The following is a 22,595-nucleotide window of genomic DNA, read 5'->3' as shown; positions in this document are numbered from 1 at the left end:
GCGGGCTGATCCGGCTCCCGCACAATTCCTTAAAATTTTGCAGCGTCCCTCGCGCGTCCGAAAAGACGCGCAGCGCCCTCACCAACAGGTTAACGCGTAACCGCTTTCTGCCGAATGCTTAGCAAAGAGCTAACCATTTACCGCGAAACACCCCGCATCTCTTCACAGAAATAACAAGTGATTAGCAACTCCGCCGCAGGATCGGCGTTGAGAGTGGCTGTTCCTGCCTTTGCAGCGGGTGACGCCACACACGTTTTATTGGACGGGGATGCCGGGCAAGGACGAGGCTTGCCGCATCGCAACACCGGCGGTTTTGACATGCGCGATCCTTACAAAATTCTGGGCGTCAAGCGCGACGCGGCAGCAGACGAGATCAAGGCGGCTTGGCGCAACATGGCCAAGGCTGCCCATCCCGACCACAATCAGGACGACCCGACGGCGACGGCCCGGTTCGCCGAGATCGGCCGCGCCTATGAAACCCTGAAGGACCCGCGCAAACGCAGCCTGTTCGACAATGCCCTGCGGATGGCCGAAGCCAAGAAGCACGAACAGACGATCATGCAGCAGCGCCAGGCCGCCCGCGAGGCGGCCGTGCGTGCCAAGGCAGCGCAGGCCAATGCCGAGCGCGTGATGGAAGAGCTGGCGCGCGCCGCCCAGAAGGCCGCTGCCGACGGCTCCAGGCAACAGGCAGGTTCGGCTGAGGCCGCCGACGAGATGGTGGATCGCATTTTTGGCGCCCAGGCTCGCGCGGCGGCCGGCAGCCAGGCGCAGGGTCGCGCCCAGCAGACGCAATATCAGCAGGCCCAAAATCCGCAGGCACAAAACACCCAGGACGATGCCGGCAGGCGCATGGATGGCGATGCCACCGAGGCCGAGGTCAAGGGCGATGAGGAACCGAGCGAAGCTGCTCAGAATGCCGCCGCCAACCTGTCGCTGCCGCTCAGCATCCTGACAAATCTGGTGCGCCGTTTCACCGGCGCCAAGGATACGGGCCTCGATAAAGCACCGGATGAGGTGACGACGGCGACGGTCACGATCGACGACGTGTTGAAGAGCGGCTGGATCACCGCGTCGCTGCCGGAGGGCCGCGAAATCGGCTTCGCATTGCCGGCAGGCACGACCGACGGTCACGAGGTCAGGCTCAAGGGACAGGGCTTCAAGCTGCCTGGCATGCAGCGCGGCGACGCCGTCATCAACATTCGCATCGCGCCCGATCCGCGCTTCACGGTCGATGGTTTCGATCTGCACGCCGTGCTGCCGCTCAGCATCGAAAATGCCGTGCTCGGCACCGAGGCGCGTATCGAAGGACCGAGTGGGCCGCTGAACGTGACGATCCCCGCATGGTCCGGCTCGGACAAGACGATTAGAATTCCCAACCAGGGATTGCCCCGCGAAGAGGGCGGCAGAGGCGATCTGGTCGTCGAATTGCGCATTATCTTGTGGGAAAAACCCGACGACAAAATCACCGATCTCATGCGGAGCATGCGCGAAGGCCTGTTCCTATGAAATTTTTATGACATTCGCACCCTTTATTACGATCCCTAACAGTTGATGATCCCGGCCAAGCTTGAACCGATTAACGGCCTATGCCATAGGCAGGATCGATTAGAATCCTAGGGAGCGAAATATGGCTCAAGCATCCGGCCTCATGGCAGGCAAACGCGGCGTCATCATGGGTGTCGCCAACAATCGTTCGATTGCGTGGGGTATTGCCAAGGCCATTCATGCGCAGGGCGGAGAAGTTGCGTTCACCTATCAGGGCGATGCGCTGAAGAAGCGTGTCGAGCCGCTCGCCGCCGAAATCGGCGCGACGCTCGTCGGCCACTGTGACGTCGCCGATGAAGCCACCATCGATGAGGTTTTCGGGAACGTCGAAAAGCTGTGGGGCAAGATCGATTTCCTCGTGCATGCGATCGGCTTCTCCGACAAGGACGAGCTGACCGGCCGCTACGTCGACACCTCGCCCGACAATTTCACCAAGACGATGCAGATCTCCGTCTATTCCTTCACCTCGGTCGCACGCCGCGCCGAGAAGCTGATGACGGATGGCGGCGCCATGCTGACGCTGACCTATTACGGCGCCGAAAAGGTGATGCCGAATTATAACGTCATGGGTGTCGCCAAAGCCGCGCTCGAAGCCAGCGTCAAATATCTCGCCGTCGACCTCGGACCGCAGAACATCCGTGTCAATGCCATCTCGGCCGGACCGATCAAGACGCTTGCCGCCTCCGGCATCGGCGATTTCCGCTACATTCTGAAGTGGAACGAATATAACGCGCCGCTGCGCCGCACCGTCACCATCGAGGAAGTCGGCGATGTCGGCCTCTATCTCCTGTCGGACCTGTCGCGCTCCGTCACCGGCGAAGTGCACCATGCCGACAGCGGCTATCATGTCATCGGCATGAAGGCGGTCGACGCGCCCGACATTTCCGTCGTCAAGGACTGATTTCTCCATAGGGATGTGAGACCGTGCTTATCTACGTGATCAGACACGGCCAGACCGCCTGGAATGCGGAGCGGCGTCTGCAGGGTCAGAAGGATATCCCTATGAATGCCACGGGCCTGGAACAGGCCCGGCAGAACGGCATCGCGCTTGCCGGGATTCTCGGCGACAGAACTGACGAATTCGATTTCGTCGCCAGCCCGCTCGGGCGCACACGCGCGACGATGGAAATCATGCGCACCGCCATGGGCCTGCCGCCGCTTGCCTATCGCACCGATCCGAGGCTGGTGGAAATTTCCTTCGGCGACTGGGAAGGCTCGACGATCAAGGAGCTGAAGGCGACGCAGCGCGAGCGGGTGGCGGAACGCAACGCCTCGAAATGGGATTTCATCCCGCCCGGCGATGATGCGGAAAGCTACGAAATCCTCTCCTGGCGCACCGGCTCTTGGCTGAACTCCGTCGATCGTCCGACGGTCTGCGTCACCCATGGCGGCGTCATCCGCACGCTTTTCCAGACGATCGCCGACCTGCCGAAAAGCAGCGCTGCGGAAGGCGCGATCCCGCAGGACCGGATTATCAGGATCGAAACCACTGAGCGGACAATCGCCTGGCTGTAACGCTTCGGATTCGCAAATCCGGCCATACGCTTAGCAGGTTGGATTGGGGATGCGAACGATCTGTCCGGCCATGATGTGGATCGGGATTTCCGGCAGGCTTGAGCTGAAGCCGTTCAGCTCGAAAAGATCAGTTATAGCTGCGGCGACCTTGGCCTTAAGGGCTTCAAAGGTGTGGGCCTCGATAGCCAGCCCGTCGATATCGTTGCTGCTGGCAACCCAAACGCCAGCCTCTTCATCCCAATCCGCGCGCACGACGATGGAGGCGTGCTTCATTCGGTCATTCTCCAGAGAACCGCCTATTTAACGATATCGAGATCGTTGATGACGCGTTTGCCGTCGACCTCGGTATAGAAGACGATCACCTTCACGCCGGCTTCGAGGCCGTCGAAATTGAATTCCTCGGGCGCCTGATAGGTCTTGCCGTCGTCGAGCGTCAGCACGAGATTGGCCGTGTCGACCTTCTTGATCGTCGCCTCGACATCGGCGCTCTCGGCAAAACCGCTCATCGGTGACAGGAAGCTTGCTGTTGCCAAAAGCGTGGCGACGACGAAACGCATGGCGACAATCCTTTTAAGACGCTGCACGAGAACATGACCGGCCACAGATAAGCTCCTGAATATGGCGAAAATTGCCCGTAAGGATGGCTTTTCCCGCCCAATTGATGAATAGGATTTTAAATATAATCAAAATGCCGCGTTAACCCGCGCTTTTTCCCTTCCGGCGATCTCTCGGCGTCCGAAGGCGGGCAATCGTAAATTAACCCGCGCGCCCTACAGTTGCTCGTCAACATGGGGGTTTCATTTTGTTATCCAGGCTCAGCGACAGCAAGCAGTTGCGGCGCGTGTTGAAGAATAGCCGCGTCTCGTTTCTGGTTTCGTCGCTTGTCGCCCTCGTCGTCATCATGGTCGGCTTCGGGCTCGACCAGGCCAATACTGCGTCCTATGTGCGCGAACTTCATATCCGCACCGAAAACGAGACGAACCTCATCCGCGCCCGCGTCATGGCCGAGATCAATATGGACCTCAGCGTCGTGCGCGACCTGACGAACCTGATCTCCGTCAGCGCGGCAAATGGAGAGGAGATGGAGCGCCAGATCAACTGGCTGCTGATCCAGAACCCGTCTTTCATTCATATCGCCGTCGCGCCTGATTTCATCATCCGCGACATCCACCCACCGCAATCCGTCAATGAGCGGATCGGCGGCGACGTGCGCGAGGCTCTCTTCTTTCGTCAGGCGATAACCGGCGCGGCCGGCAACCAGTCGGCACGCTTCTACGGCCCGATCAGCACCGACGGCCGGGACGCCTTTGCCATCTTCTTCCCGGTTTACGTCAAGGAGAATGGCCAGCGGCGGATCTGGGGGGCGGTCGAAGTCGCCATCGACCAGACGATGTTCTACCAGGCGACCGGGCTGATGCCGGCGCGCGACCGCGAAAACCAGGAGCGCTATCCGCATCTCGGCCATCTTTCGATCGCCATCCGCGATATCGGCTCGCCGACCGCCGCCAAAGCTGCTCCCCCGGCGCCGTTCTTCGGGTCCTCCGATATCGACGGCAAGGATCCGATGCGCCAGAAGATCGGTTTTGCCGGCGGCAAGTGGGAGCTTTCCGCTGTCCCGAACAGCGGCTGGAACGCGATACCCGAAAACCGCACCGAGTTGCGCCTGATCATCGTTGCCGCCGGCTTCATCATCATTGTGCCGATCTTCTTCGCGACCCTGCTGCTCGGCGAGCGCAATCGCAACATCACCGCGCTGGAGACGCGCGAAGCAAAATTGCTTGAACTGTCGCAGCGGCTCAACCTGGCGCTGGAATCCTCCAATATCGGCATCTGGGAGCTGGAGGATCATTCGAGCAGCCTGCTCTGGGACGCGCGTGCGGCGGCCCTGCACGGCAAACGGGCGGAAGAAGGAAGCCGGGCGCTCGACGAATGGCTGGCGGCGATCCTGCCCGAGGACCGTGAAACCGCCGAAGTGCATTTCTTCAGCTGCAGCATTGCCGGCGCTGCCTGCACCGCGCAGTACCGGATCCTGCTTGGCGACGGCGGCATCCGCCACCTGCGCTCGGTCGGCGCCTTCTATACCGATGCCGGCGGCGTCAGCAAGACAATCGGCATCGTCTGGGACGTGACCGCCGATGCGGAGATCACCGACACGCTGCGCAAGGCCAAGGACACGAGCGAGGTCAAGAATGCCGAGCTGGAGCTGGCGCTTGAAGAGCTCTCAAGCCGCGAGGGGCAGCTCGCCGAGCTTTCCAGCCGGCTCGACCTGGCGCTCAATTCCTATCAGTGCGGCATATGGGAGGCGCGGCCCGGCCTCGGCGGCTCGATCTGGAACGAGCGGATGCACGAGCTCTATGGCCTTGCGCCGCGCAACGGCTTCATGACCGAAGAGACCTGGCTTGGCTGCATCCACCCCGAGGACCGGGCCTTAGCGCTCGAAAGCGCGCGCCACTTCAAGCGCAACGGCGACACGCACACCCTCGTCTGCCGCGTGATCGTCGACGACGGCTCGGTGCGCTATGTGCGCTCGGTCGGCAAGGTCCACCAGACGGGGACCGGCGAGATGAAGATCATGGGCATCGCCTTCGACGCCACCGAAGACGTGCTGATGACGATCCGGCTGAAAGCGGCCAAGGACGAGGCGGTCGCCAAGAATATCGAGCTCGAGCTTGTCAAGAACAGGATCGAGCACAATTCGCTGCACGACCCGCTGACCGCACTCGCCAACCGCCGCAAGCTCGACATTGCGCTCGAAAATCTCACCCAGGACGGCCGTCAGCAGCGGCAGAAATTCTCGATCCTGCATATCGATCTCGACCGCTTCAAGGATATCAACGACACTCTCGGCCATGCCGCCGGCGATGCGATGCTGGTGCACGCCTCGAAGGTGCTCGCCAAGAACGTTCGTGGCAGCGACATCGTCGCGCGCATCGGCGGCGACGAATTCGTCATCCTCGCCCTCGACGTCGGCGACAAGGAGATGGCGCAGCTTTCGACGCGGATCATCGAGGAGATGCGCCAGCCGATCGATTTCCAGGGGTTTTCCTGCCGCTGCGGCGTGTCGATCGGTATCGCGCTCGCCAACGGCATCCATGTCGATGCGCGCAAGGTGCTGATCAATGCCGACATCGCGCTCTATCGCGCGAAAAGCACGGGCCGCAACCGCTTCGAATTCTTCAATCACAATCTCCAGGCCGATATCATCAACACCAAGCGCACCGCCGACGAGATCCTCGCCGGCATCGACAATGGCGAATTCACCGCCTGGTATCAGCCGCAATTCTGCGCCCGGACGATGGAGCTGACCGGTGTCGAGGCGCTGGTCCGCTGGAAGCATCCATCCAAGGGGTTGCTCACGCCCGACAAGTTCCTGCGCATCGCCGACGAGATCAATGTCGTGCAGATGCTCGACCGGATCGTGCTGGAAACGGCGCTGCACGACAAGATGCGCTGGACGGCGCGCGGCATTGCCGTGCCCAAGGTCTCGGTCAATGTTTCGGCGCGGCGGCTGCATGACGGCAGCCTGTTGGAATCGCTCGCCGACCTGCATATCCGTCCCGGCGAGATCTCCTTCGAGCTGGTGGAATCGATCTTCCTCGACGAGAGCGAGGACGTCGTCTCGCAGAATCTCGAGCGCATCAAGGCGCTCGGCATCGATATCGAGATCGACGATTTCGGCACCGGCCATACCTCGATCGTCAGCCTGTTGAAGCTGAAGCCGAAGCGGCTGAAGATCGATCGCCAGCTGGTGCAGCCGATCGTCAACGCCTCGCAGGAGCGGGCGCTGGTCAGCTCGATCATCGAGATCGCCCGCTCGCTCGGCGTCGAGACGGTGGCCGAAGGGGTGGAGACGGCGGCCCATGCCGAACTGCTGCGCGATCTCGGCTGCGACATCCTGCAGGGCTACGCCTTCTCGCGGCCGCTCTCCTTCGACGATTTCACCAACGAAGCCACAGGAACGGGATGGCGGCGGGCGTCCTGATCGCCGCCTGCCGATCGCCCTCCCCTGAGCTCTGGCCTGTCCGTGCAGAGAGGATGGCGCCAAGATGCGCCGTCCATCCCTGGGAAAGACAGAAACAGCATTTCCGCCGCTGCCGGTTTGACGCAAAGAAAGGCTTTTGCCTCGGCGGTTTTTTGGCCTATGAGTGTCGCGCCTTTTCAAGCAATGGCGCGGCCGGCAGCGATCGGCTTTGGCGCGCCACCGGTCGGAACACATGTCGCACAATACATTCGGTCACCTCTTCCGCGTAACCACCTGGGGCGAAAGCCATGGGCCGGCGCTCGGCTGCGTCGTCGACGGCTGCCCTCCGGGGCTCAGCTTCAAGCTCGAGGACCTGCAGGTCTGGCTCGACAAGCGCAAGCCCGGCCAATCCCGCTTCGTGACCCAGCGGCGCGAGGACGATCTGGTGAAGGTGCTGTCCGGCGTCATGCTGGACGCCGACGGCAAGACGATGACGACCACCGGCACGCCGATCTCGATGCTGATCGAAAACACCGACCAGCGCTCCAAGGATTACGGCGAGATCGCCAAGCAATACCGCCCCGGCCACGCCGATTATACCTATGACCTCAAATACGGCATTCGCGACTATCGCGGCGGCGGCCGCTCCTCGGCGCGTGAAACCGCTGCGCGGGTTGCCGCTGGCGGCATCGCCCGCCTTGTCGTGCCTGGCGTCACGGTGCGCGGCGCGCTGGTGCAGATCGGCAAGCACAAGATCGACCGCCGCAACTGGGATTGGGATCAAGTCGATCAGAACCCGTTCTTCTCCCCCGATGCCGCAATCGTCCCGGTCTGGGAGGAGTATCTCGACGGCATTCGCAAGAACGGCTCCTCGATCGGCGCCGTCATCGAAGTGATCGCCGAAGGTGTGCCGGCCGGCCTCGGCGCGCCGATCTATGCCAAGCTCGACCAGGATATCGCCTCGCTGCTGATGTCGATCAACGCCGTCAAGGGCGTCGAGATCGGCAATGGTTTTGCCGCCGCCGAAACGTCAGGCGAAGACAATGCCGACGAGATGCGCATGGGCAACGACGGCACGCCGATCTTCCTTTCCAACAATGCCGGCGGTATTCTCGGCGGCATCTCCACCGGGCAGCCGGTGGTGGCGCGTTTCGCCGTCAAGCCGACCTCGTCGATCCTGACCGAACGCCAGTCGATCGATGCCGAGGGCAAGAATGTCGATATCCGCACCAAGGGCCGGCACGACCCCTGCGTCGGCATCCGCGCCGTGCCGATCGGCGAGGCGATGGTCGCCTGCGCGATCGCCGACCATTATCTTCGCGACCGCGGCCAGACCGGCCGTCTGAAATAGGAGCGCTCGCCCATGTCTTATGACCAGAAGCGCGTCGTCGACGCCATCCGGGCCTTCGAGGCCGGCGAGATCGTCGTCGTCATGGACGACAATGACCGCGAGAACGAGGGCGACCTGATCGTCGCCGCCGTGCATTGCACACCGGAGAAGATGGCCTTCATCGTCCGCCACACCTCCGGCATCGTCTGCGCGCCGATGCCGAAGGAAGAGGCCAAGCGCCTCAACCTCAATGCCATGGTGGCGGAAAACGATTCGGCCCATACGACGGCCTTCACCGTCTCGGTCGATTTCAAGCACGGCACGACGACCGGCATCTCCGCCGACGACCGGACGCTGACGGTGCGCAACCTCGCCAATCCGAATGTCGGCGCTTCCGATTTCGTCCGTCCCGGCCACATCTTCCCGCTGGTTTCCCGCGAAGGCGGGGTGCTGATGCGCTCCGGCCATACCGAAGCTGCCGTCGACCTCTGCAAGCTTGCCGGCCTGCCGCTGATCGGCGTCATCTCCGAGCTCGTCAATGATGATGGCACGGTGACGCGCGGCCCGCAGGTGGTCGACTTTGCCGCACAGCACGGGCTGAAGCTCGTCTCCGTCGCCGATCTCATTGCCTACCGCCAGCGCAAGGAAACGCTGATCGAACTCGGCACCAGCTTCGACATCGAGACGCCGTTCGGCAAGGCCAAGGCCCATACCTATTCCCTGCCCTGGGACCCGATGCAGCATCTTGCCGTCGTCTTCGGCGACATCCGCGACGGCGTCGACATCCCGGTGCGTCTGCATCCGGAAAACGTCGCCGAGGATCTCTTCGGCAAGAACAGCCCGGTCGACTTCTACATGCAGAAGATTGCCGAACAAGGCCGCGGCGTCATCGTCTATCTACGCGAAGGCTCCGTCGGCGTCGGCCATCACGACAACGGCCGCAAGGCCCGCAACCAGGGCCGCGAAGCCCATGCCGAAGCCCAGACGCGCGACAGCGAATGGCTGGAAATCGGCCTCGGCGCACAAATCCTCAAGGACCTCGGCGTCAGCTCGATCAAACTGCTCACCAGCCGCGAGCGCCACTATGTCGGCCTCGAAGGTTTCGGCATCAAGATCAGCACGACGGAGATCTGCTGAGTACTCCCTTCTCCCCGGCGGGGAGAAGGTGGCCCGAAGGGTCGGATGAGGGGGCCACACGGTACACCCTTCATACTGCCCTTCGCTTGCGCTCAGTGCATTCGCGGCTTTGCCGCTCACCCCCTCATCTGCCTGCCGGCATCTTCTCCCCGCTGGGGCGAAGGGACACGTGGCAACGTCTCGGTCCCTTTCTCTTCGGTAGGAGCAGGTATATCCGACGAAGTTCGGTTACCCTCTCCACCCCTCCAAAAGCACGACCTTCTCCACACCCGCAAACCGCGCAACCCGGTCGAGCTCCGCTTCCAGCCTCTCCAGCCGGCCTGCCGAAGGCTTGACGCCCGGCTCAAGCCAGAGCCGTTTGACGTCGAGCGTCGACTTCTTCCGGTCCGCCTTCATGTCGATGCGGCCGATCAGCCGGTCGCCTTCGAGCAACGGGAAGACGTAGTAGCCATATTCGCGCTTCGGCTCGGGCACGAAGACCTCGATGCGGTAGAAGAAGCCGAACAGGCGTTCGGTGCGGTTGCGGTCGCGGATCATCGGGTCGAAGGGGCTGAGCACGCGGATGCGCGGCGGCGCACCGGGGTAATCGTCGAGCGTCGAGAGGAAATCGGCAAACGCCCAGGATGGGCGCGCCTTGCCGCCGAGCGCCGGTTCGATCAGCACTTCGATCAGTTCGTCGCGATGGGCCGATACCCAGGCCTTGGCCTCATCGGGCGAGACCAGGTTCCAGAAGGCTGATATCTCGCCATGGGTGGCGAAGCCGAGCCGGGTGAGCGCGCTGCGGCAGGCCCAGTCGACGAATTCCTCGCGGCTCACCTCGGGCTCGCGGAACTCGGCCGGGATGACGCGTTCCGCCAGATCATAGATCTTCTGGAAGTTCGAGCGGCCGGCGATGGCGAACTTGCCGGTGTGCCAGAAATATTCGAGCGCCGTCTTGTTCGGATGCCAGTTCCACCAGCCGCCGGAAACGTGTCCATCGGCCTTGATGTCGCGCGCCAGGATCGCGCCGTCGCGCTCAACGCGCTCATAGGTCTCTGCGAAAGCTGCCTCGAAGCCTTCGCCGCGCCATTTGCGCCAGCGCTCGACGATCACCTTCTCCTGATGGCGGAACTTGTGCTTCCAATAGACGAAGAAGGCGCTCGGCAGGATCGAAGCATCATGCGTCCAGTGCTCGAACAGCGCGCCGTCCTTTTCGAGCAGCGCAGTGAGATGCTCGCGCCTGTAGGTCTGGTTGCGGGAAAACAGGATCTGATGATGCGCCCGCTCCACCGTCTGGATGCTGTCCACCTGGACGAAACCCAGTTCATGGATGAGCTGCAGCAGACCGGCCTTGGTCAAGGCGCGGTTCGGCGGGGCGCTGAGGCCCTGCTTGGCAAGAAAGACACGGCGGGCGTCGGAATTGGAAAGCAGATTCGTCATACGTGCATCTTAATCCGGAAAATGTTCCTAGCCACCCGATATCGACAACGAGATTTGCTCTTTCATCATCACGGGTTCCCCGTATAGAAGCACTGCTGTCAGGTTGGCGCCGATGGCTGCCCCTCACCCTAGCCCTCTCCCCGTAAACGGGTAGAGGGGACGTGCCAAACGCAACGTCGAGGGTAAAGGAAGCCGGTGCGGCATATTCCCTTCTCCCCGCGAGCGGAGAGAAGGTGCCGGCAGGCGGATGAGGGGCAGGCGGCAATTTCCTGAGCCGGTCGTCGAAGACGTACCACGCCGCGAAACGTCGGCAGCGGGATCGCGTGGATGCGAGGGTTTGGTTTGGATATTCGTTTCGAAGGCGCCGGGGTCAGTTTCGGGGTGCGGGTGGCGCTGCAGCCGCTGACGCTCGGCATCAGCGGGAAACGCATCGGCGTCATCGGACTGAACGGCTCGGGCAAGACCACTTTCGCGCGGCTGATCAACGGATTGACCAAACCGTCGGTCGGCCGCGTCACCGTCAACGGCCGCGACACGAGCGACGAGAAGGCTGCGGTGGCCGATGTCGGCTTCATCTTCCAGTCGCCGCAGAACCAGATTATCCTGCCGATCGTCAAAGACGACATCGCTTTCGGGCTGAAGCGGCGCGGCTTCACCAAGGCGGAAATCGAGGCGAAGGTCGAGGGCGTGCTGGCCCGCTTCGGCGCCGAGGCGCTGGCCGATCGGCGTGCGCACGAGCTTTCCGGCGGCGAGTTGCAGGTGGCGGCGCTCTGCTCGGTCCTGGCAACGGGGCCTGGCATTCTCATTCTCGACGAGCCGACCAACCAGCTCGATCTCAAAAACCGGGCGCTGGTCGAAGGGATTATCGCCGGGCTGCCGGAAAGCGCCATCATCATCACGCATGATCTGGAGCTGATCGCCGATTTCGAGCGGGTGTTGCTGTTTCATGAAGGGCGGCTTGCCGCGGATGCGCCGGCTGCCGAAGCGATCGTGCGCTACAGGGAGATCGCGGCCTGATGCAGTCGCTCTATGTCGAAGGCAACAGCGTGATGCACCGGCTCTCGCCGCGGCTAAAACTGTTGTCGCTGACGGCCTTCGGCATTCTCCTGTTCATCAGCGATAACCTCGTGCTGCTTTCGAGCGCAGTGCTGCTGACGGCGGTTCTCTACCGCATGGTCGGCCTGCCACTCGGCGAAGCGCTCAGGCGGCTGCGGCCGATCTTCCTGACGATCGCGGTCGTCGCACTCTTCAACCTCCTCTTCAATCCCTGGCAGGAGGCGCTCGTGCCCCTGCTGCGGCTGACGGCGCTGATGCTGCTTGCCGCCACGGTGACGGCGACGACGTCGATCGCGGAGTTTATCGACGAGGTGACGACGCTTGCCCGCCCGCTCGAACGCACCGGCTGGGTGCAGGCCGACGATATCGGCCTGGCGCTCGGGCTGGTGCTGCGTTTCGTGCCGGAGATCGTCGGCCGTTATCAGGCGATCCGCGAGGCGCATAAGGCACGCGGGCTGAAGGTGCGGCCGACGACGCTGCTTGCGCCGCTGATCATCCTGACCCTTAAGGATGCGGATAATATCGCCGCGGCGATTGACGCGCGCGGCATTCGGCGGCATGTGAGTTAACGATTGATAAACACGGAATTCATGATGAGCACCCGCGACCTCGTTCTTACCGCCCTCTTTGCCGCGATCATCGTGGCGCTCGGCCTGCTGCCGCCGATCTCGCTCGGCTTCATTCCGGTGCCGATCACCGCCCAATCCCTCGGCGTCATGATGGCTGGCGTCGTGCTCGGCGCCCGACGCGGCGCCATTGCCGTGCTGATCGTGCTGGTGCTGGTGGCGATCGGCCTGCCGGTGCTTTCCGGCGGCCGCGGCGGGCTTGCGATCTTCGCGGCACCGACGGCCGGCTTCCTGATCGGCTGGATCTTTGCCGCCTTCGTCACCGGCTATCTCAGCGAGCGGATGGTCAACCATCAGCAATCCGGCCTGGTGCAGACGGTGAGCTTCTTCCTTGCCGCCATGATCGGCGGCATCGTCGTGCTCTACGCCTTCGGCATCACCTATCTGGCGACCGTCGCCGGTCTGGGGTTCCAGAATGCTTTCGTCGGCTCGATGGCCTTCGTTCCCGGCGATGTGATCAAGGCTTTCGTCGCAGCCCTGCTCGGCCGCGCCGTCATGGTCGGCTATCCCCTGCTGCCGGCGCGCGCTTAGGGCAAAGCCCGGCTGTCCGGCGAATGCCTCAACGGCCCTCTTCGGGGCCGTTGCGCCTAAAGACATAGAGCCCTTCACCAGAAGTCGCTTCCGGTCCGCATGAATGCGGGAACTTCCAAACCTTCTTTTCATTTGTCGCAATGAACATCCGTGAAGGAGAGAGCATGCGAGGCGACCAGCAGGAGGAGATGGCCGCCTGGTTCCGGTCGCTGGAACCCATCCAGCCAAAGGTCATGGTCGGCCTTTGGCGTGGCGTCGGCATTCCGTCGGGCCATCCACTGGACGGCGTGCTCGAGAATCTCAACTGGTTTGGCAAGCGCTTCCATTCCGACATGCGGGCGGACGCGCTGCTCTTCAACTGGAGACCGGGCCGTCTCGTGCCGATCGAGCCAAATTTCTTCCCAATTCGGCTGGCGATCAAGATGGCGCCCCTTGGCCGGACGTTCGTCGCCCGCCACTGCTTCTCCTACCTGCAGAAGCTGCTTCGAGCCAGAGGCACGACCGCTTCATTGCGGCTTCAGGCGCTCGACGGCATCGAAACGGCTGCGATGATCTACGACAAACAGCCGGTCGTGGACTATTTCCGGAGGATTGACGATGACGGGATTGCCGGGATGATGTGCGTGCGCGACGATCCTCGGCGATTCTTCTTCGAGCTCCGGAAAGTGATGGACTAGGCATGCCGCAAATGGCCGGGCGGCCGCCTCGGGAAAATCGCGGCACAGAGCCATCGAACCGTTGCCGGGCTGATCTTTCCTCGATCCAAAACAGGCGGAACATGTTATGAAAGCAGGGAAGAGGGCGAGATGACCGTCATCGATCGAAATCATGTTCAAGTCCGGGGCGATGGCCAGCGTGCGATGATCTTCTCGCATGGATTCGGGTGCGACCAGAATATGTGGCGCTTCGTGGCGCCGGCTTTTGAGGCCGACTTCAAGACAGTGCTGTTCGATCATGTCGGCGCGGGACGATCCGATCTTACGGCCTATGATGCCCGGAAATATTCTTCATTGTCGGGCTATGCAGATGACCTCGTCGAAATTTGCCGCGCGCTCGGCCTGACCCAAACGGTCTTCGTCGGGCACTCGGTCAGCGCGATGATCGGCGTCATCGCGTCGCTGCAGGCACCGGAACTGTTTGAAAGCCTGATCCTTGTCGGGCCGTCGCCGCGCTATATCAACGACGATGGCTATCTCGGCGGTTTCAGCGCGGCAGACATAGACGAACTGCTGACGTCGTTGGACGACAACCACATGGGCTGGTCTGCCGCCATGGCGCCCGTCATCATGGGCAATCCCAATCGACCGGAACTCAGCGAAGAACTGACAAATAGCTTCTGCCGCACCGATCCCGAAATCGCCAAGGCGTTCGCACGGGTGACCTTCACCTCAGACAATCGCAGCGACCTTCCGAACGTCACCGCCAGAACGCTGATCCTTCAATGCCGCGATGATATCATCGCCTCTGAAGAGGTCGGCGAATTCGTCCATCAGCAGGTCCCGAATAGTCAATTGGTGGTGCTGAACGCGAGTGGCCACTGCCCTAACCTCAGCGCTCCCGACGAGGTCATATCTGCAATCCGGCGGTTCGTCCGATGACCGGTAGCGACACGCAGATCTTCATGCCGGCGGAAGACCTTGAGGACTTGTACGAAAACGCGCCATGCGGCTATCTTTCGCTGCGGCCGGACGGGCGCATCGTCAAGGTCAACAGAACGCTGTCGACCTGGATCGGCATCCCTGCCGAGCAGCTCCTCGGCAAACGACTTCACGACCTGCTCAACACGTCGGGCCGTATATTCTACGAAACCCATTTTGCGCCTCTGCTGCGCATGCAAGGGTTTTTCAATGAGGTTGCCCTCGATCTCGTGACGGCGGACGGCAGAAAACTGCCTGTGCTCGCCAATGCCATGGAAAGACGTGCAGAAGACGGTGCCCTGCTTTTCACCCGCGTGACGATGTTTCAGGCTGCCGAGCGTCGCCGTTATGAACGGGAGCTGGTCGACGCGCGCACAGCCGCCGATGCTGCCGGCGCCACGATCAAATCCAAACTCGCCTTTGAACAGCAAACCGCCGAGTTGCGGGAAGAGTTCATTGCTGTTCTCGGCCACGACCTGCGCAACCCGCTTGCCTCGATTGCAGCCGCGGCGCGCATGCTGCGAAAAGAGAAGCAGACCGATCGCGCGATTAAAGTTCTCGATTTGATGCAGGGCAGCGTCGTTCGCATGTCTGCCCTGATCGACAACGTCCTCGACTTCGCGCGCGGACGATTGGGTGGCGGCATTACGCTCGAGAGGCGGGCGGAGCATCTCGAGCCGCTCTTGCGGCAGGTCATCGAAGAACTCCGCTTCAGTCATCTCGACCGCGGGATTGAGGTGACGATCGAATTCGATGGGCCGATAAACTGCGACAGCGGCCGGATCGGCCAGCTGGTGTCCAATCTTCTGGGGAATGCCCTGACCCATGGGACACCGGACGAACCCGTGCGGCTATCGGCGGCAACTGTCGACGGAAAACTGGAGCTTTGGATCGCCAACGGCGGCGCTCCGATTTCCAGCGACGCGATGACACGGCTTTTTCAGCCTTTCTTCACAGGCGAAGCCGGCACAAGTCAAAGAGGATTGGGGCTGGGTCTGCACATCGCCTCGGAAATCGCCCGCGCCCATGGCGGGACGATCACGGTCAGTTCCGATGACAAGGAGACGCGCTTCACCTTTGTGATGCCGTTGGATTGATCGGGAACGCAGCCGCGCCGGTATGGGCCGACTGTCCGGTTGATTGCCGCCTCGGCAGCCGGGGCAGCCCGGAATCCGGGCAACAAAAAACCGCCTTGAGGCGGTCGGGCATTCTATCGATTTCAGTTTGATTTAGTCTCCTCCTCCACCATCTCCGCCACCGCCGTCACAGTCGCCTGAGGCGTCGAACCAGCCTCCACCTCCATCGCCGGAGCTTCCTGAACTGCCTGAACTGCCCGACCTGCGCTTGGTGTTTGCGGTGGTCCGGGCGGTGCGCCCTCCTGCTGCCCCGGTGATCAGGGCAAACAGGCCAAAGCCTGCGATGAGTATGATAGTCATAAGAAATATACTCAATCAGTCTCCTTCGTTTGTTTCAGGAAATCTTGTTTCCTGATTAAAATAGTAGATTATTTTCCCGCTCCCGAAAATAGCCTGAATATGAAACTTTCATGACATACTGGATCACGTCAAAACTCTGCGCTGCCTAAGGTGCAGCGCAGAGAATTTCGGGCTGCCTCTCAAGCCGCCGTTCGATGCGGAAAGAGGACGGCGTGCGGGGCGGTTTTGACTCCAGCCACGATCAAGGGGTCCCGATAGAGGCGAGGAGACGGTATTCCCAGCCTCGAATGCAGCTTTGCGGCCGAACTTGGCAGGAACGGCAGGAGGCAGCGGGCAATGATCGCAAGGCCGTAGACCTGCTCGGCCAGGCAAGCGCCAAGGCGAGCAGTGGTCGCCTGCCGATCCTCCGGCGTGAGATCGGCAAGCAGGGCTTTCGCATCCGCCCACGGCGCGCATTTTGTAAACCGCCTGTTCGCCTCGCCGATGAACACAAAAATATCGGCGAGGCCGACATGGAGTTCGTAGGCATCGAAGGCTTCAGCCACCCTCCCCGGAAGGCGGGCAGCCTCGTCTACGAACGCGCTGTCCGGCACGGGCGGAACGATGCCGTCGAATGAGGTGGACAGAAGCGCAAGTACCCGGTTGGCGAGATTTCCGAGCTGTCCTGCGAGCTCTCCCGACCATGCGGCTTCGAGACGCTCGGCCGAGAAGTCGCCATCGTCGGCCGAGCGTATATGCCGGAGCAGGTAATATCGCAGCGCGTCCGGCGTTGCGTAGGATTGGATGATGCGTTCCGGATCGATGCCGTTGCCGGCCGACTTGCCGATCTTCCGGCCGTCCACCGTGACGTAGCCGTGCACGAGGATCGAGGATGGCGGCGGCAGGCCTGCGGATAACAGGATGGCCGGCCAGTAGATGGCGTGGAACTTGGAGATGCCCTTGCCGACGACATGGATACGTTGGCGGCCGTTCCAATAGCGCTGCAAGAGGGTTTCATCGGACCCGTGGCCAAGACCAGTGAGATAGTTTGCCAAAGCATCGAACCAGACATAGACGACCTCATCTCCATCGGGGACGGGAACGCCCCAGCCTCGCGCCCGCTCGGCACTGCGTGACACGCTGATGTCGGTCAGGCCACGCCGCAACAGGGCAAGGATTTCGTTGCGCCGATGAGCCGGGACGATCCGAAGCTTGCCGGTCTCGACCAGCTCGATGAGCCGGTCGCCATATCGGGAGAGACGGAAGAACCAGTTCTCTTCACGGATGGTCTCAAGAGCAATACCATGTTCCGGGCAGCGCCCGTCATCGAGTTCCGACGGCTCGTAGAATTGCTCGCAGCCGACGCAATAGAGACCCTCATATGCCTTGCGATAGAGATCCCCATTTCCAGCGCATGCCCTCCACAAGGCGTGGACGCAGGCGATATGCCTTGGATCGCGGGAGGTGCGGACGAATTCCTCGTTGGAGATATCGAGCAGGCCGCCAAGGCGCTCGAACCTGTCTGCATTCGCATCGACGAAGTCCTTGACCTGCACCCCCGCGGCTTCCGCCGACCGGACATTCTTCAGGCTGTTGTCATCGGTTCCGCACTGGAACCTGATGTCGTGGCCGAGAAGCCGGAAATGGCGGGCATAGGCATCGGCCTGGACCAGTTCGAGGGCAAAGCCCACATGCGGCGCGGCATTCACATAGGGGATCGAGGTGGTGACGTAGATCTTGTTCATCGGTGTTTCCTTTCGAAGGCTGTTTGCCCCGCGAGACGGATCGACCCATGAAAAGACCGCCTCGAGGGCGGTCTCTGGTGCATTCTGGACGCACGAAACCCGCCACGCTATGAGCGCGGCATCATCATCACGAAAGTGCTGATCACGGTGTTGTCCATGCATATTTCCTAGCATCAAGGGACGTTTTGGACAAGCGCGCTCGTCGATCCGGATGCGTTGGCCGCCGCGGGCCATGACCTGCGGCGGAAAGCGATGGTTCTTGGCAGCCCGCCGTCACACCAGCCCGGACACGACGAACACCAACCAGGCGACGATCGGGCCGATGATCGCGATCAGGGCGCTGTAGATCAGCAACTGTCGCAGCACCTGCTCACGGCTGTCATCCGGTGCATTGGCGACGACTAGCGCGCCATTGGTGGAGAATGGGCTGGTATCGACGATTGTCGTCGAGATCGCGATCGCCGCGACCACACCGATGGCGCTGACGTGCCCTTGCAGGAGGAATGGAACGGCGAGTGGGATGATCGCGCCGAGCAGCGCGGTCGAGGAGGCAAAGGCCGAGACGATGGCGCCGGTAAAGCAAAGCAGGAGCGCTACCAGCAGCGGCATGCCGAGACTGGATATGCCGTTCGCCACGTAGTCGACCGTACCGGCCTTCTCCATGACGCCGACATAGGTGATGATGCCGGCAATCAGCAGCACGGTCGACCAGCTGACCTTGTCGATTGCTGCCTTCTGGGTCTTCGGTGACAAGAGCGCCAGCGCGACAGCCACCGTCATGGCGACGAGGCCGACGTTGAACTTGAAGACCAGGGCGCCGATGCCGAGCGCCGTCAGGCCGATCAAGGTGGTAATTCTCTCATTGTTCAGGCGCAACGTCGTCGCGGTATCAGCCGCCGTACCATAGGCATGCTCCCTGATCGGTTTTGCCGGCGTGCCGCCGTGACCTCTGATCGACGCCGATACGCCCTCGGGATGGAGTTCGGGCAAGGGACCAAGCGATGCCGGATCTTGTTTCATCACCTTTGCGCCGCCGAATATGAAGAAGACCAGCACTGCGATCGCCAGGTTGAAGAAGAAGCTGGAGAGAAACAGCGACGTCGGAGCGAAAGGCAGGCCGGCCTTCGCAACGATCTGGTTGGTGATTCCGCCATAAATACTGATCGGCGAAAACCCACCTGCCTGCGCGCCGTGGATCACCATCAGACCCATCATCACCGGGTGAATGCGGTACTGCACGGCAAAGCTCAACGCGACGGGTGCGAGAATGGCAACCGCAGCGGGACCAAGGGCCCCGAAACCGGTAATGATGGCGGCGACCAGGAACATCACCCAGGGAATCAAGCCGATCCGCCCGCGCACCAGGCGGACGGCACATTCGACGAGCCAGTCGATCGTGCCGTTGATCTGCGCTATGGCGAAGAGGTAGGTGACGGCGACGAGCGTCAGGAACAGATCACTCGGAAAGCCGGCGAAAATGTCGGTGGTTTTCATCCCGATGATCATCGAGCCGAGTACGAAGGCGCCGGCAAACGCCAGCGCACCCATGTTGATCGGCTGGATCGTCGCAATGATGAACATAGCGACCAGCAGGCCTATGGCCAGCAATTCAATACCCATGATTCCCCTCCCTCCGACGCCTCCAGCGCCGTAGCTGTTGTGTTCAAGATTGATGCGGGATGTCGACGCACCCTCCTCCCAGAGGGCGCGGTCCTCTTACGTCCTGGTGTAAAGATCGGCGTATTGCTGCCGCAGTATGTTTTTCTGAACCTTGCCCATCGTGTTGCGCGGCAGGTCCTCGGCAAAGATGATGCGCTTGGGTTGTTTGTAGCGGGCGAGACGTTGCTGGAGGGCGCTGACGATGGTCTTTTCATCGAGGACTGCGCCGGGCTTGCATACGACGACGGCGGTCACGCCTTCTCCGAAATCGGGATGCGGCACGCCGATGACAGCGCTTTCGACCACACCCTCGATCTGGTCGATCTCGCCTTCGACCTCTTTCGGATAGATGTTGTATCCACCCGAAATCACCAGATCCTTGCCGCGGCCGACAATGTGGACATAGCCGTCCCGGTCGATCTTGCCGAGATCGCCGCTGATGAAGAATCCATCTGCCGTGAACTCGGCCGCCGTCTTTTCCGGCATGCGCCAATAGCCCTTGAAGACGTTCGGCCCTTTGATCTCGATCATCCCCGTTTCTTCAGGCGGCAGCTCGAGCCCGCTGGCGGGATCGGTGACGCGCACCGTCACATCAGGCAGCGGGAAGCCGACCGTTCCGGCAATCCGTTTCCCCTCATAGGGGTTCGACGTGTTCATATTGGTTTCCGTCATGCCGTAGCGCTCGAGAATGGCGTGACCGGTACGCGCGTGGAACTCGGTATGGGTTTCGGCAAGCAGGGGAGCCGAACCGGAAATGAAGAGGCGGATGCTGGCAACCGCTTGCTCGTCGAGGCGCGGGCTTTGGAGGAGGCGCACGTAGAAGGTCGGCACGCCCATCAGCATCGTTGCCTGCGGCATCAGCGAAACGACCTCGTCGGCGTCGAATTTCGACAGCAGGAACATCGAGGCGCCGGCGAGCAGCGTGACATTCGTGGCGACGAACAGCCCATGCGTGTGGAAGATCGGCAAGGCGTGGATCAGCCGATCACCGGCGGTGACGCGCCAATAGTCTCGCAACGTCAGGGCGTTCGAGAGCAGGTTTCCATGCGTGAGCATCGCCCCCTTGGAGCGTCCCGTCGTTCCCGACGTGTAGAGGATCGCCGCCAGATCATCGGCGGAACGGGAGGCATCGACAAAGTCGGCCGGCTCATCGCGTGCGAGATCCAGCAACGAGCCGCTGCCGTCGGCGTCGAGCGTTTCGACGATGGCGCCGTGGGGCTTGGCGATCGTCTCCACGCCTTCCCGGGCAGCCGGCGCAACAACCACCAAACGCGGCTCCGCATCGCCGATAAAATAATCGAGTTCAGCCAGCGTATAGGCTGTGTTGAGCGGCAGGTAGACGGCGCCGGTTCGAAGACAGGCGAGATAGAGGATCAATGCCTCGGGACTTTTCTCGACTTGCACCGCCACCCGGTCGCCGGGGCGAATGCCGAGCGCATCCATCGCGCTGGCAATGCGGCCGGAAAGAGCGAAAGCGTCGTCATAGGTCCATGTGCGGGTGTTATTGATCCGGATGAACGGCGCGTCACCGGGCGCGGCAGCCCGCATGGCGTCGAAAAGATGGTTGCTCACTTTCGCCCTCCTCCAAGCGTTGAGTTCATGATGTTTGCGAATGGCCGGGAGCCTTGCTGGCCATTGCCGCTACCGCGGCTTTCGTCGTTCTGGTTGAGCAGGCTTTTGACGGCAGGCGAGGCAATCACTTCGCCGCGCTGCGCCAGAGCCTCATGGTTGGCGACGATATCGTCGAGCTTGTAGAGGTAGTTGACCATCAGGCCGTGTGCCTGCTGCATCGCCTTGGTCGAGCGGTCGCCAAGAAAATTCAGTCTTTCAAGTCGAGCGCCGTTGCCGAGATGGAAGCGGGCGACAGGATCGACGGGGCGGCCCTCCTGCGTCCGTTCGGTCAGGAAATAGCGCGCCGCAAGCGGCAGCAGCACGCGCTCCACTTCGGCCACCGTCTTCTCGTTGTCGGGCCAGTTCGGATCGTCCAGCGCCATCAGCGTTTCGCGGGCCGCTTCCGGCAGCAACCGGTCGGTGGCCGAGGCACGCGCCTTGGCAAGCCAGCGGGCAAAGCCTGGAACGGGCGACAGCGTGACGAAATTCTTCAGGCCGGGCAGGTCTCTGCGCAGGTCTTCCACGACCTGCTTGATCAGGAAGTTGCCGAACGAGATTCCGCGCAAACCGTCCTGGCAGTTGGAGATCGAATAGAAGACAGCCGTCGTCGCCTCGTCGGCATTGATCTGCTCCCTGCCCTCGACGAGCACATCTCCGATCGCACTGGGCACGGATCGTGTGAGGGCCACCTCGACGAACACGAGCGGCTCGTCGGCCAATCGGGGATGGAAGAAGGCAAAGCATCGACGGTCGGCCGGCGCCAAACGACTGCGCAACTCCTCCCAGCCGGCGATCTCATGCACGGCCTCGTATTTGATGATCTTTTCAAGGATGTAGGCCGGCGTCGACCAGTCGATGGGTCGTAGCGTCAGAAAGCCGCGATTGAACCAGGAGCCGAACAGATGCGTGAAGTCGGCGTCAAGCGCGTGATATCCTGCGGATTGGTCTTTGGAAGCAAGCAGTTGCTCACGCATCCGGACAAGCTTGGCGGTGCCGTTCGGTGCGTGATTCAATCGGCGCAGAAGCTCCTGTCGCCGCGGCTCGGCTGCCTGATGGAGAGCAATGACCGCAGCAGAGCTTTTGTCGGTGCGGTAATTTTCAATCGCCTGGTCGAGCTTGGCCGTGTCGGGCCCGAACTTTTCATGCAGCATATGAAGGAATGCCTGCGCGCCCCCGCTCTCGAGCGCGCCCCAGCGATCGAGTATTTCGGCCGCAAGTGCCATGCCCGAGGCCTCGCCCCGGCTCGATAGCAGCATTTCACAGAGTGTCTGGAGATCGGCCTTGGCTGCGACCTGCGTGGCGCGCGAGCCGGAAAACAGAAGCTGGCGTCCGCGATCCGTGATGCTCTGCAGCATGTCGGTGAAGAAGGAAGCCTCAGACATGCCATTTCTCCTCTCTTCTAGCGCCG

19 protein-coding genes are annotated in these 22,595 nt (G+C 61.8%); 12 read left to right on the top strand and 7 right to left on the bottom strand.

Translation table 11 applies throughout. The annotated features are described in order from the left end of the window. Positions 1 to 288: 288 nt before the first annotated feature. The 3 genes from B5P46_RS07720 (at position 289) to B5P46_RS07710 (ending at position 3,060) form a co-directional block, all read left to right on the top strand. Entirely contained in the window at positions 289 to 1,506 is a 1,218-nt protein-coding gene (locus B5P46_RS07720) for a DnaJ C-terminal domain-containing protein (protein WP_206735321.1), read from the top strand. Between the two features lie 121 nt (positions 1,507 to 1,627). Further along, positions 1,628 to 2,446, top strand: coding sequence for an enoyl-ACP reductase FabI (fabI, locus tag B5P46_RS07715; RefSeq protein ID WP_129418165.1), 819 nt, complete (start codon positions 1,628 to 1,630; stop codon positions 2,444 to 2,446). Positions 2,447 to 2,469: 23 nt separating this feature from the next. Further along, a complete protein-coding gene (locus tag B5P46_RS07710; protein ID WP_129418164.1) occupies positions 2,470 to 3,060 on the top strand; it encodes a histidine phosphatase family protein in 591 nt (196 codons plus the stop codon). Between the two features lie 30 nt (positions 3,061 to 3,090). Here the strand turns inward: B5P46_RS07710 and B5P46_RS07705 are convergent, their stop codons facing one another. Both B5P46_RS07705 and B5P46_RS07700 read right to left on the bottom strand, forming a co-directional pair. Then, complete coding sequence (locus B5P46_RS07705) at positions 3,091 to 3,333, bottom strand: DUF1902 domain-containing protein (protein ID WP_129418163.1); 243 nt, start codon at positions 3,331 to 3,333, stop codon at positions 3,091 to 3,093. 23 nt (positions 3,334 to 3,356) lie between these two features. After that, positions 3,357 to 3,617, bottom strand: a complete 261-nt coding sequence (locus B5P46_RS07700; RefSeq protein ID WP_003569889.1) for a DUF1344 domain-containing protein — start codon at positions 3,615 to 3,617, stop codon at positions 3,357 to 3,359. 245 nt (positions 3,618 to 3,862) lie between these two features. Between B5P46_RS07700 and B5P46_RS07695 the strand changes: the two genes are divergently transcribed. The 3 genes from B5P46_RS07695 (at position 3,863) to ribB (ending at position 9,488) form a co-directional block, all read left to right on the top strand. Then, on the top strand, positions 3,863 to 7,042 hold the full coding sequence (locus B5P46_RS07695; protein WP_129418162.1) for a bifunctional diguanylate cyclase/phosphodiesterase: 3,180 nt from the start codon (positions 3,863 to 3,865) through the stop codon (positions 7,040 to 7,042). 232 nt (positions 7,043 to 7,274) lie between these two features. After that, a complete protein-coding gene (gene aroC, locus B5P46_RS07690) occupies positions 7,275 to 8,372 on the top strand; it encodes a chorismate synthase (protein ID WP_129418161.1) in 1,098 nt (365 codons plus the stop codon). Positions 8,373 to 8,384: 12 nt separating this feature from the next. After that, the gene (gene ribB / locus B5P46_RS07685; RefSeq protein WP_129418160.1) at positions 8,385 to 9,488 is read left to right on the top strand and encodes a 3,4-dihydroxy-2-butanone-4-phosphate synthase; all 1,104 of its coding nucleotides are present in this window, start codon (positions 8,385 to 8,387) and stop codon (positions 9,486 to 9,488) included. Positions 9,489 to 9,716: 228 nt separating this feature from the next. Here ribB and B5P46_RS07675 read toward each other — a convergent pair whose 3' ends face one another. Continuing rightward, positions 9,717 to 10,907, bottom strand: coding sequence for a winged helix-turn-helix domain-containing protein (locus B5P46_RS07675; protein WP_129418159.1), 1,191 nt, complete (start codon positions 10,905 to 10,907; stop codon positions 9,717 to 9,719). Positions 10,908 to 11,249: 342 nt separating this feature from the next. Between B5P46_RS07675 and B5P46_RS07670 the strand changes: the two genes are divergently transcribed. The 6 genes from B5P46_RS07670 to B5P46_RS07645 all read left to right on the top strand — a co-directional run bounded on the left by B5P46_RS07670 (position 11,250) and on the right by B5P46_RS07645 (position 15,854). Then, positions 11,250 to 11,924 carry an energy-coupling factor ABC transporter ATP-binding protein gene (locus tag B5P46_RS07670; protein WP_129418158.1) on the top strand — a complete coding sequence of 225 codons (675 nt, stop codon included), beginning with the start codon at positions 11,250 to 11,252 and terminating at the stop codon, positions 11,922 to 11,924. Then, the gene (locus B5P46_RS07665) at positions 11,924 to 12,532 is read left to right on the top strand and encodes an energy-coupling factor transporter transmembrane component T family protein (protein ID WP_129418157.1); all 609 of its coding nucleotides are present in this window, start codon (positions 11,924 to 11,926) and stop codon (positions 12,530 to 12,532) included. Before B5P46_RS07670 ends, B5P46_RS07665 begins: the two co-directional genes overlap by 1 nt. A gap of 24 nt (positions 12,533 to 12,556) precedes the next feature. Continuing rightward, positions 12,557 to 13,120 carry a biotin transporter BioY gene (locus B5P46_RS07660; RefSeq protein WP_129418855.1) on the top strand — a complete coding sequence of 188 codons (564 nt, stop codon included), beginning with the start codon at positions 12,557 to 12,559 and terminating at the stop codon, positions 13,118 to 13,120. 140 nt (positions 13,121 to 13,260) lie between these two features. Then, positions 13,261 to 13,797: a GXWXG domain-containing protein gene (locus B5P46_RS07655; protein WP_129418156.1), complete on the top strand. Its 537-nt coding sequence runs from the start codon at positions 13,261 to 13,263 to the stop codon at positions 13,795 to 13,797. 129 nt (positions 13,798 to 13,926) lie between these two features. Then, positions 13,927 to 14,718, top strand: coding sequence for an alpha/beta fold hydrolase (locus B5P46_RS07650; RefSeq protein WP_129418155.1), 792 nt, complete (start codon positions 13,927 to 13,929; stop codon positions 14,716 to 14,718). Then, positions 14,715 to 15,854 (top strand): PAS domain-containing sensor histidine kinase, encoded by a 1,140-nt coding sequence (locus tag B5P46_RS07645; protein ID WP_129418154.1) that lies wholly within the window; start codon positions 14,715 to 14,717, stop codon positions 15,852 to 15,854. The genes B5P46_RS07650 and B5P46_RS07645 overlap by 4 nt, the downstream gene beginning before the upstream one ends. A 518-nt stretch (positions 15,855 to 16,372) precedes the next feature. On the opposite strand, the gene B5P46_RS07635 is transcribed toward B5P46_RS07645, so the two are convergent. From B5P46_RS07635 to B5P46_RS07620, 4 genes are all read right to left on the bottom strand, one after another. Beyond that, a complete protein-coding gene (locus B5P46_RS07635) occupies positions 16,373 to 17,917 on the bottom strand; it encodes a methionine--tRNA ligase (RefSeq protein WP_129418152.1) in 1,545 nt (514 codons plus the stop codon). 273 nt (positions 17,918 to 18,190) lie between these two features. Further along, the gene (locus B5P46_RS07630; protein WP_129418151.1) at positions 18,191 to 19,537 is read right to left on the bottom strand and encodes an SLC13 family permease; all 1,347 of its coding nucleotides are present in this window, start codon (positions 19,535 to 19,537) and stop codon (positions 18,191 to 18,193) included. 96 nt (positions 19,538 to 19,633) lie between these two features. Then, positions 19,634 to 21,148: a malonate--CoA ligase gene (locus tag B5P46_RS07625; protein WP_129418150.1), complete on the bottom strand. Its 1,515-nt coding sequence runs from the start codon at positions 21,146 to 21,148 to the stop codon at positions 19,634 to 19,636. Then, positions 21,145 to 22,569: a malonyl-CoA decarboxylase gene (locus B5P46_RS07620; RefSeq protein WP_129418149.1), complete on the bottom strand. Its 1,425-nt coding sequence runs from the start codon at positions 22,567 to 22,569 to the stop codon at positions 21,145 to 21,147. The genes B5P46_RS07625 and B5P46_RS07620 overlap by 4 nt, the downstream gene beginning before the upstream one ends. Positions 22,570 to 22,595: the final 26 nt, after the last annotated feature.

Origin of the sequence: Rhizobium leguminosarum (assembly GCF_004123835.1) — a bacterium.
GTDB lineage: Bacteria > Pseudomonadota > Alphaproteobacteria > Rhizobiales > Rhizobiaceae > Rhizobium > Rhizobium leguminosarum_M.
Note: the sequence above shows the minus strand (reverse complement) of the source record. Positions and strands in the feature narration are given on the sequence as shown.

Excerpts from the sequence above, each read along its gene's own strand:
- fabI (WP_129418165.1), top strand. The coding sequence starts at position 1,628 with ATGGCTCAAGCATCCGGCCTCATGGCAGGCAAACGCGGCGTCATCATG.
- B5P46_RS07705 (WP_129418163.1), bottom strand. The coding sequence starts at position 3,333 with ATGAAGCACGCCTCCATCGTCGTGCGCGCGGATTGGGATGAAGAGGCT.
- B5P46_RS07700 (WP_003569889.1), bottom strand. The coding sequence starts at position 3,617 with ATGCGTTTCGTCGTCGCCACGCTTTTGGCAACAGCAAGCTTCCTGTCA.
- aroC (WP_129418161.1), top strand. The coding sequence starts at position 7,275 with ATGTCGCACAATACATTCGGTCACCTCTTCCGCGTAACCACCTGGGGC.
- ribB (WP_129418160.1), top strand. The coding sequence starts at position 8,385 with ATGTCTTATGACCAGAAGCGCGTCGTCGACGCCATCCGGGCCTTCGAG.
- B5P46_RS07675 (WP_129418159.1), bottom strand. The coding sequence starts at position 10,907 with ATGACGAATCTGCTTTCCAATTCCGACGCCCGCCGTGTCTTTCTTGCC.
- B5P46_RS07665 (WP_129418157.1), top strand. The coding sequence starts at position 11,924 with ATGCAGTCGCTCTATGTCGAAGGCAACAGCGTGATGCACCGGCTCTCG.
- B5P46_RS07660 (WP_129418855.1), top strand. The coding sequence starts at position 12,557 with ATGAGCACCCGCGACCTCGTTCTTACCGCCCTCTTTGCCGCGATCATC.
- B5P46_RS07655 (WP_129418156.1), top strand. The coding sequence starts at position 13,261 with ATGAACATCCGTGAAGGAGAGAGCATGCGAGGCGACCAGCAGGAGGAG.
- B5P46_RS07650 (WP_129418155.1), top strand. The coding sequence starts at position 13,927 with ATGACCGTCATCGATCGAAATCATGTTCAAGTCCGGGGCGATGGCCAG.
- B5P46_RS07645 (WP_129418154.1), top strand. The coding sequence starts at position 14,715 with ATGACCGGTAGCGACACGCAGATCTTCATGCCGGCGGAAGACCTTGAG.
- B5P46_RS07635 (WP_129418152.1), bottom strand. The coding sequence starts at position 17,917 with ATGAACAAGATCTACGTCACCACCTCGATCCCCTATGTGAATGCCGCG.
- B5P46_RS07630 (WP_129418151.1), bottom strand. The coding sequence starts at position 19,537 with ATGGGTATTGAATTGCTGGCCATAGGCCTGCTGGTCGCTATGTTCATC.
- B5P46_RS07620 (WP_129418149.1), bottom strand. The coding sequence starts at position 22,569 with ATGTCTGAGGCTTCCTTCTTCACCGACATGCTGCAGAGCATCACGGAT.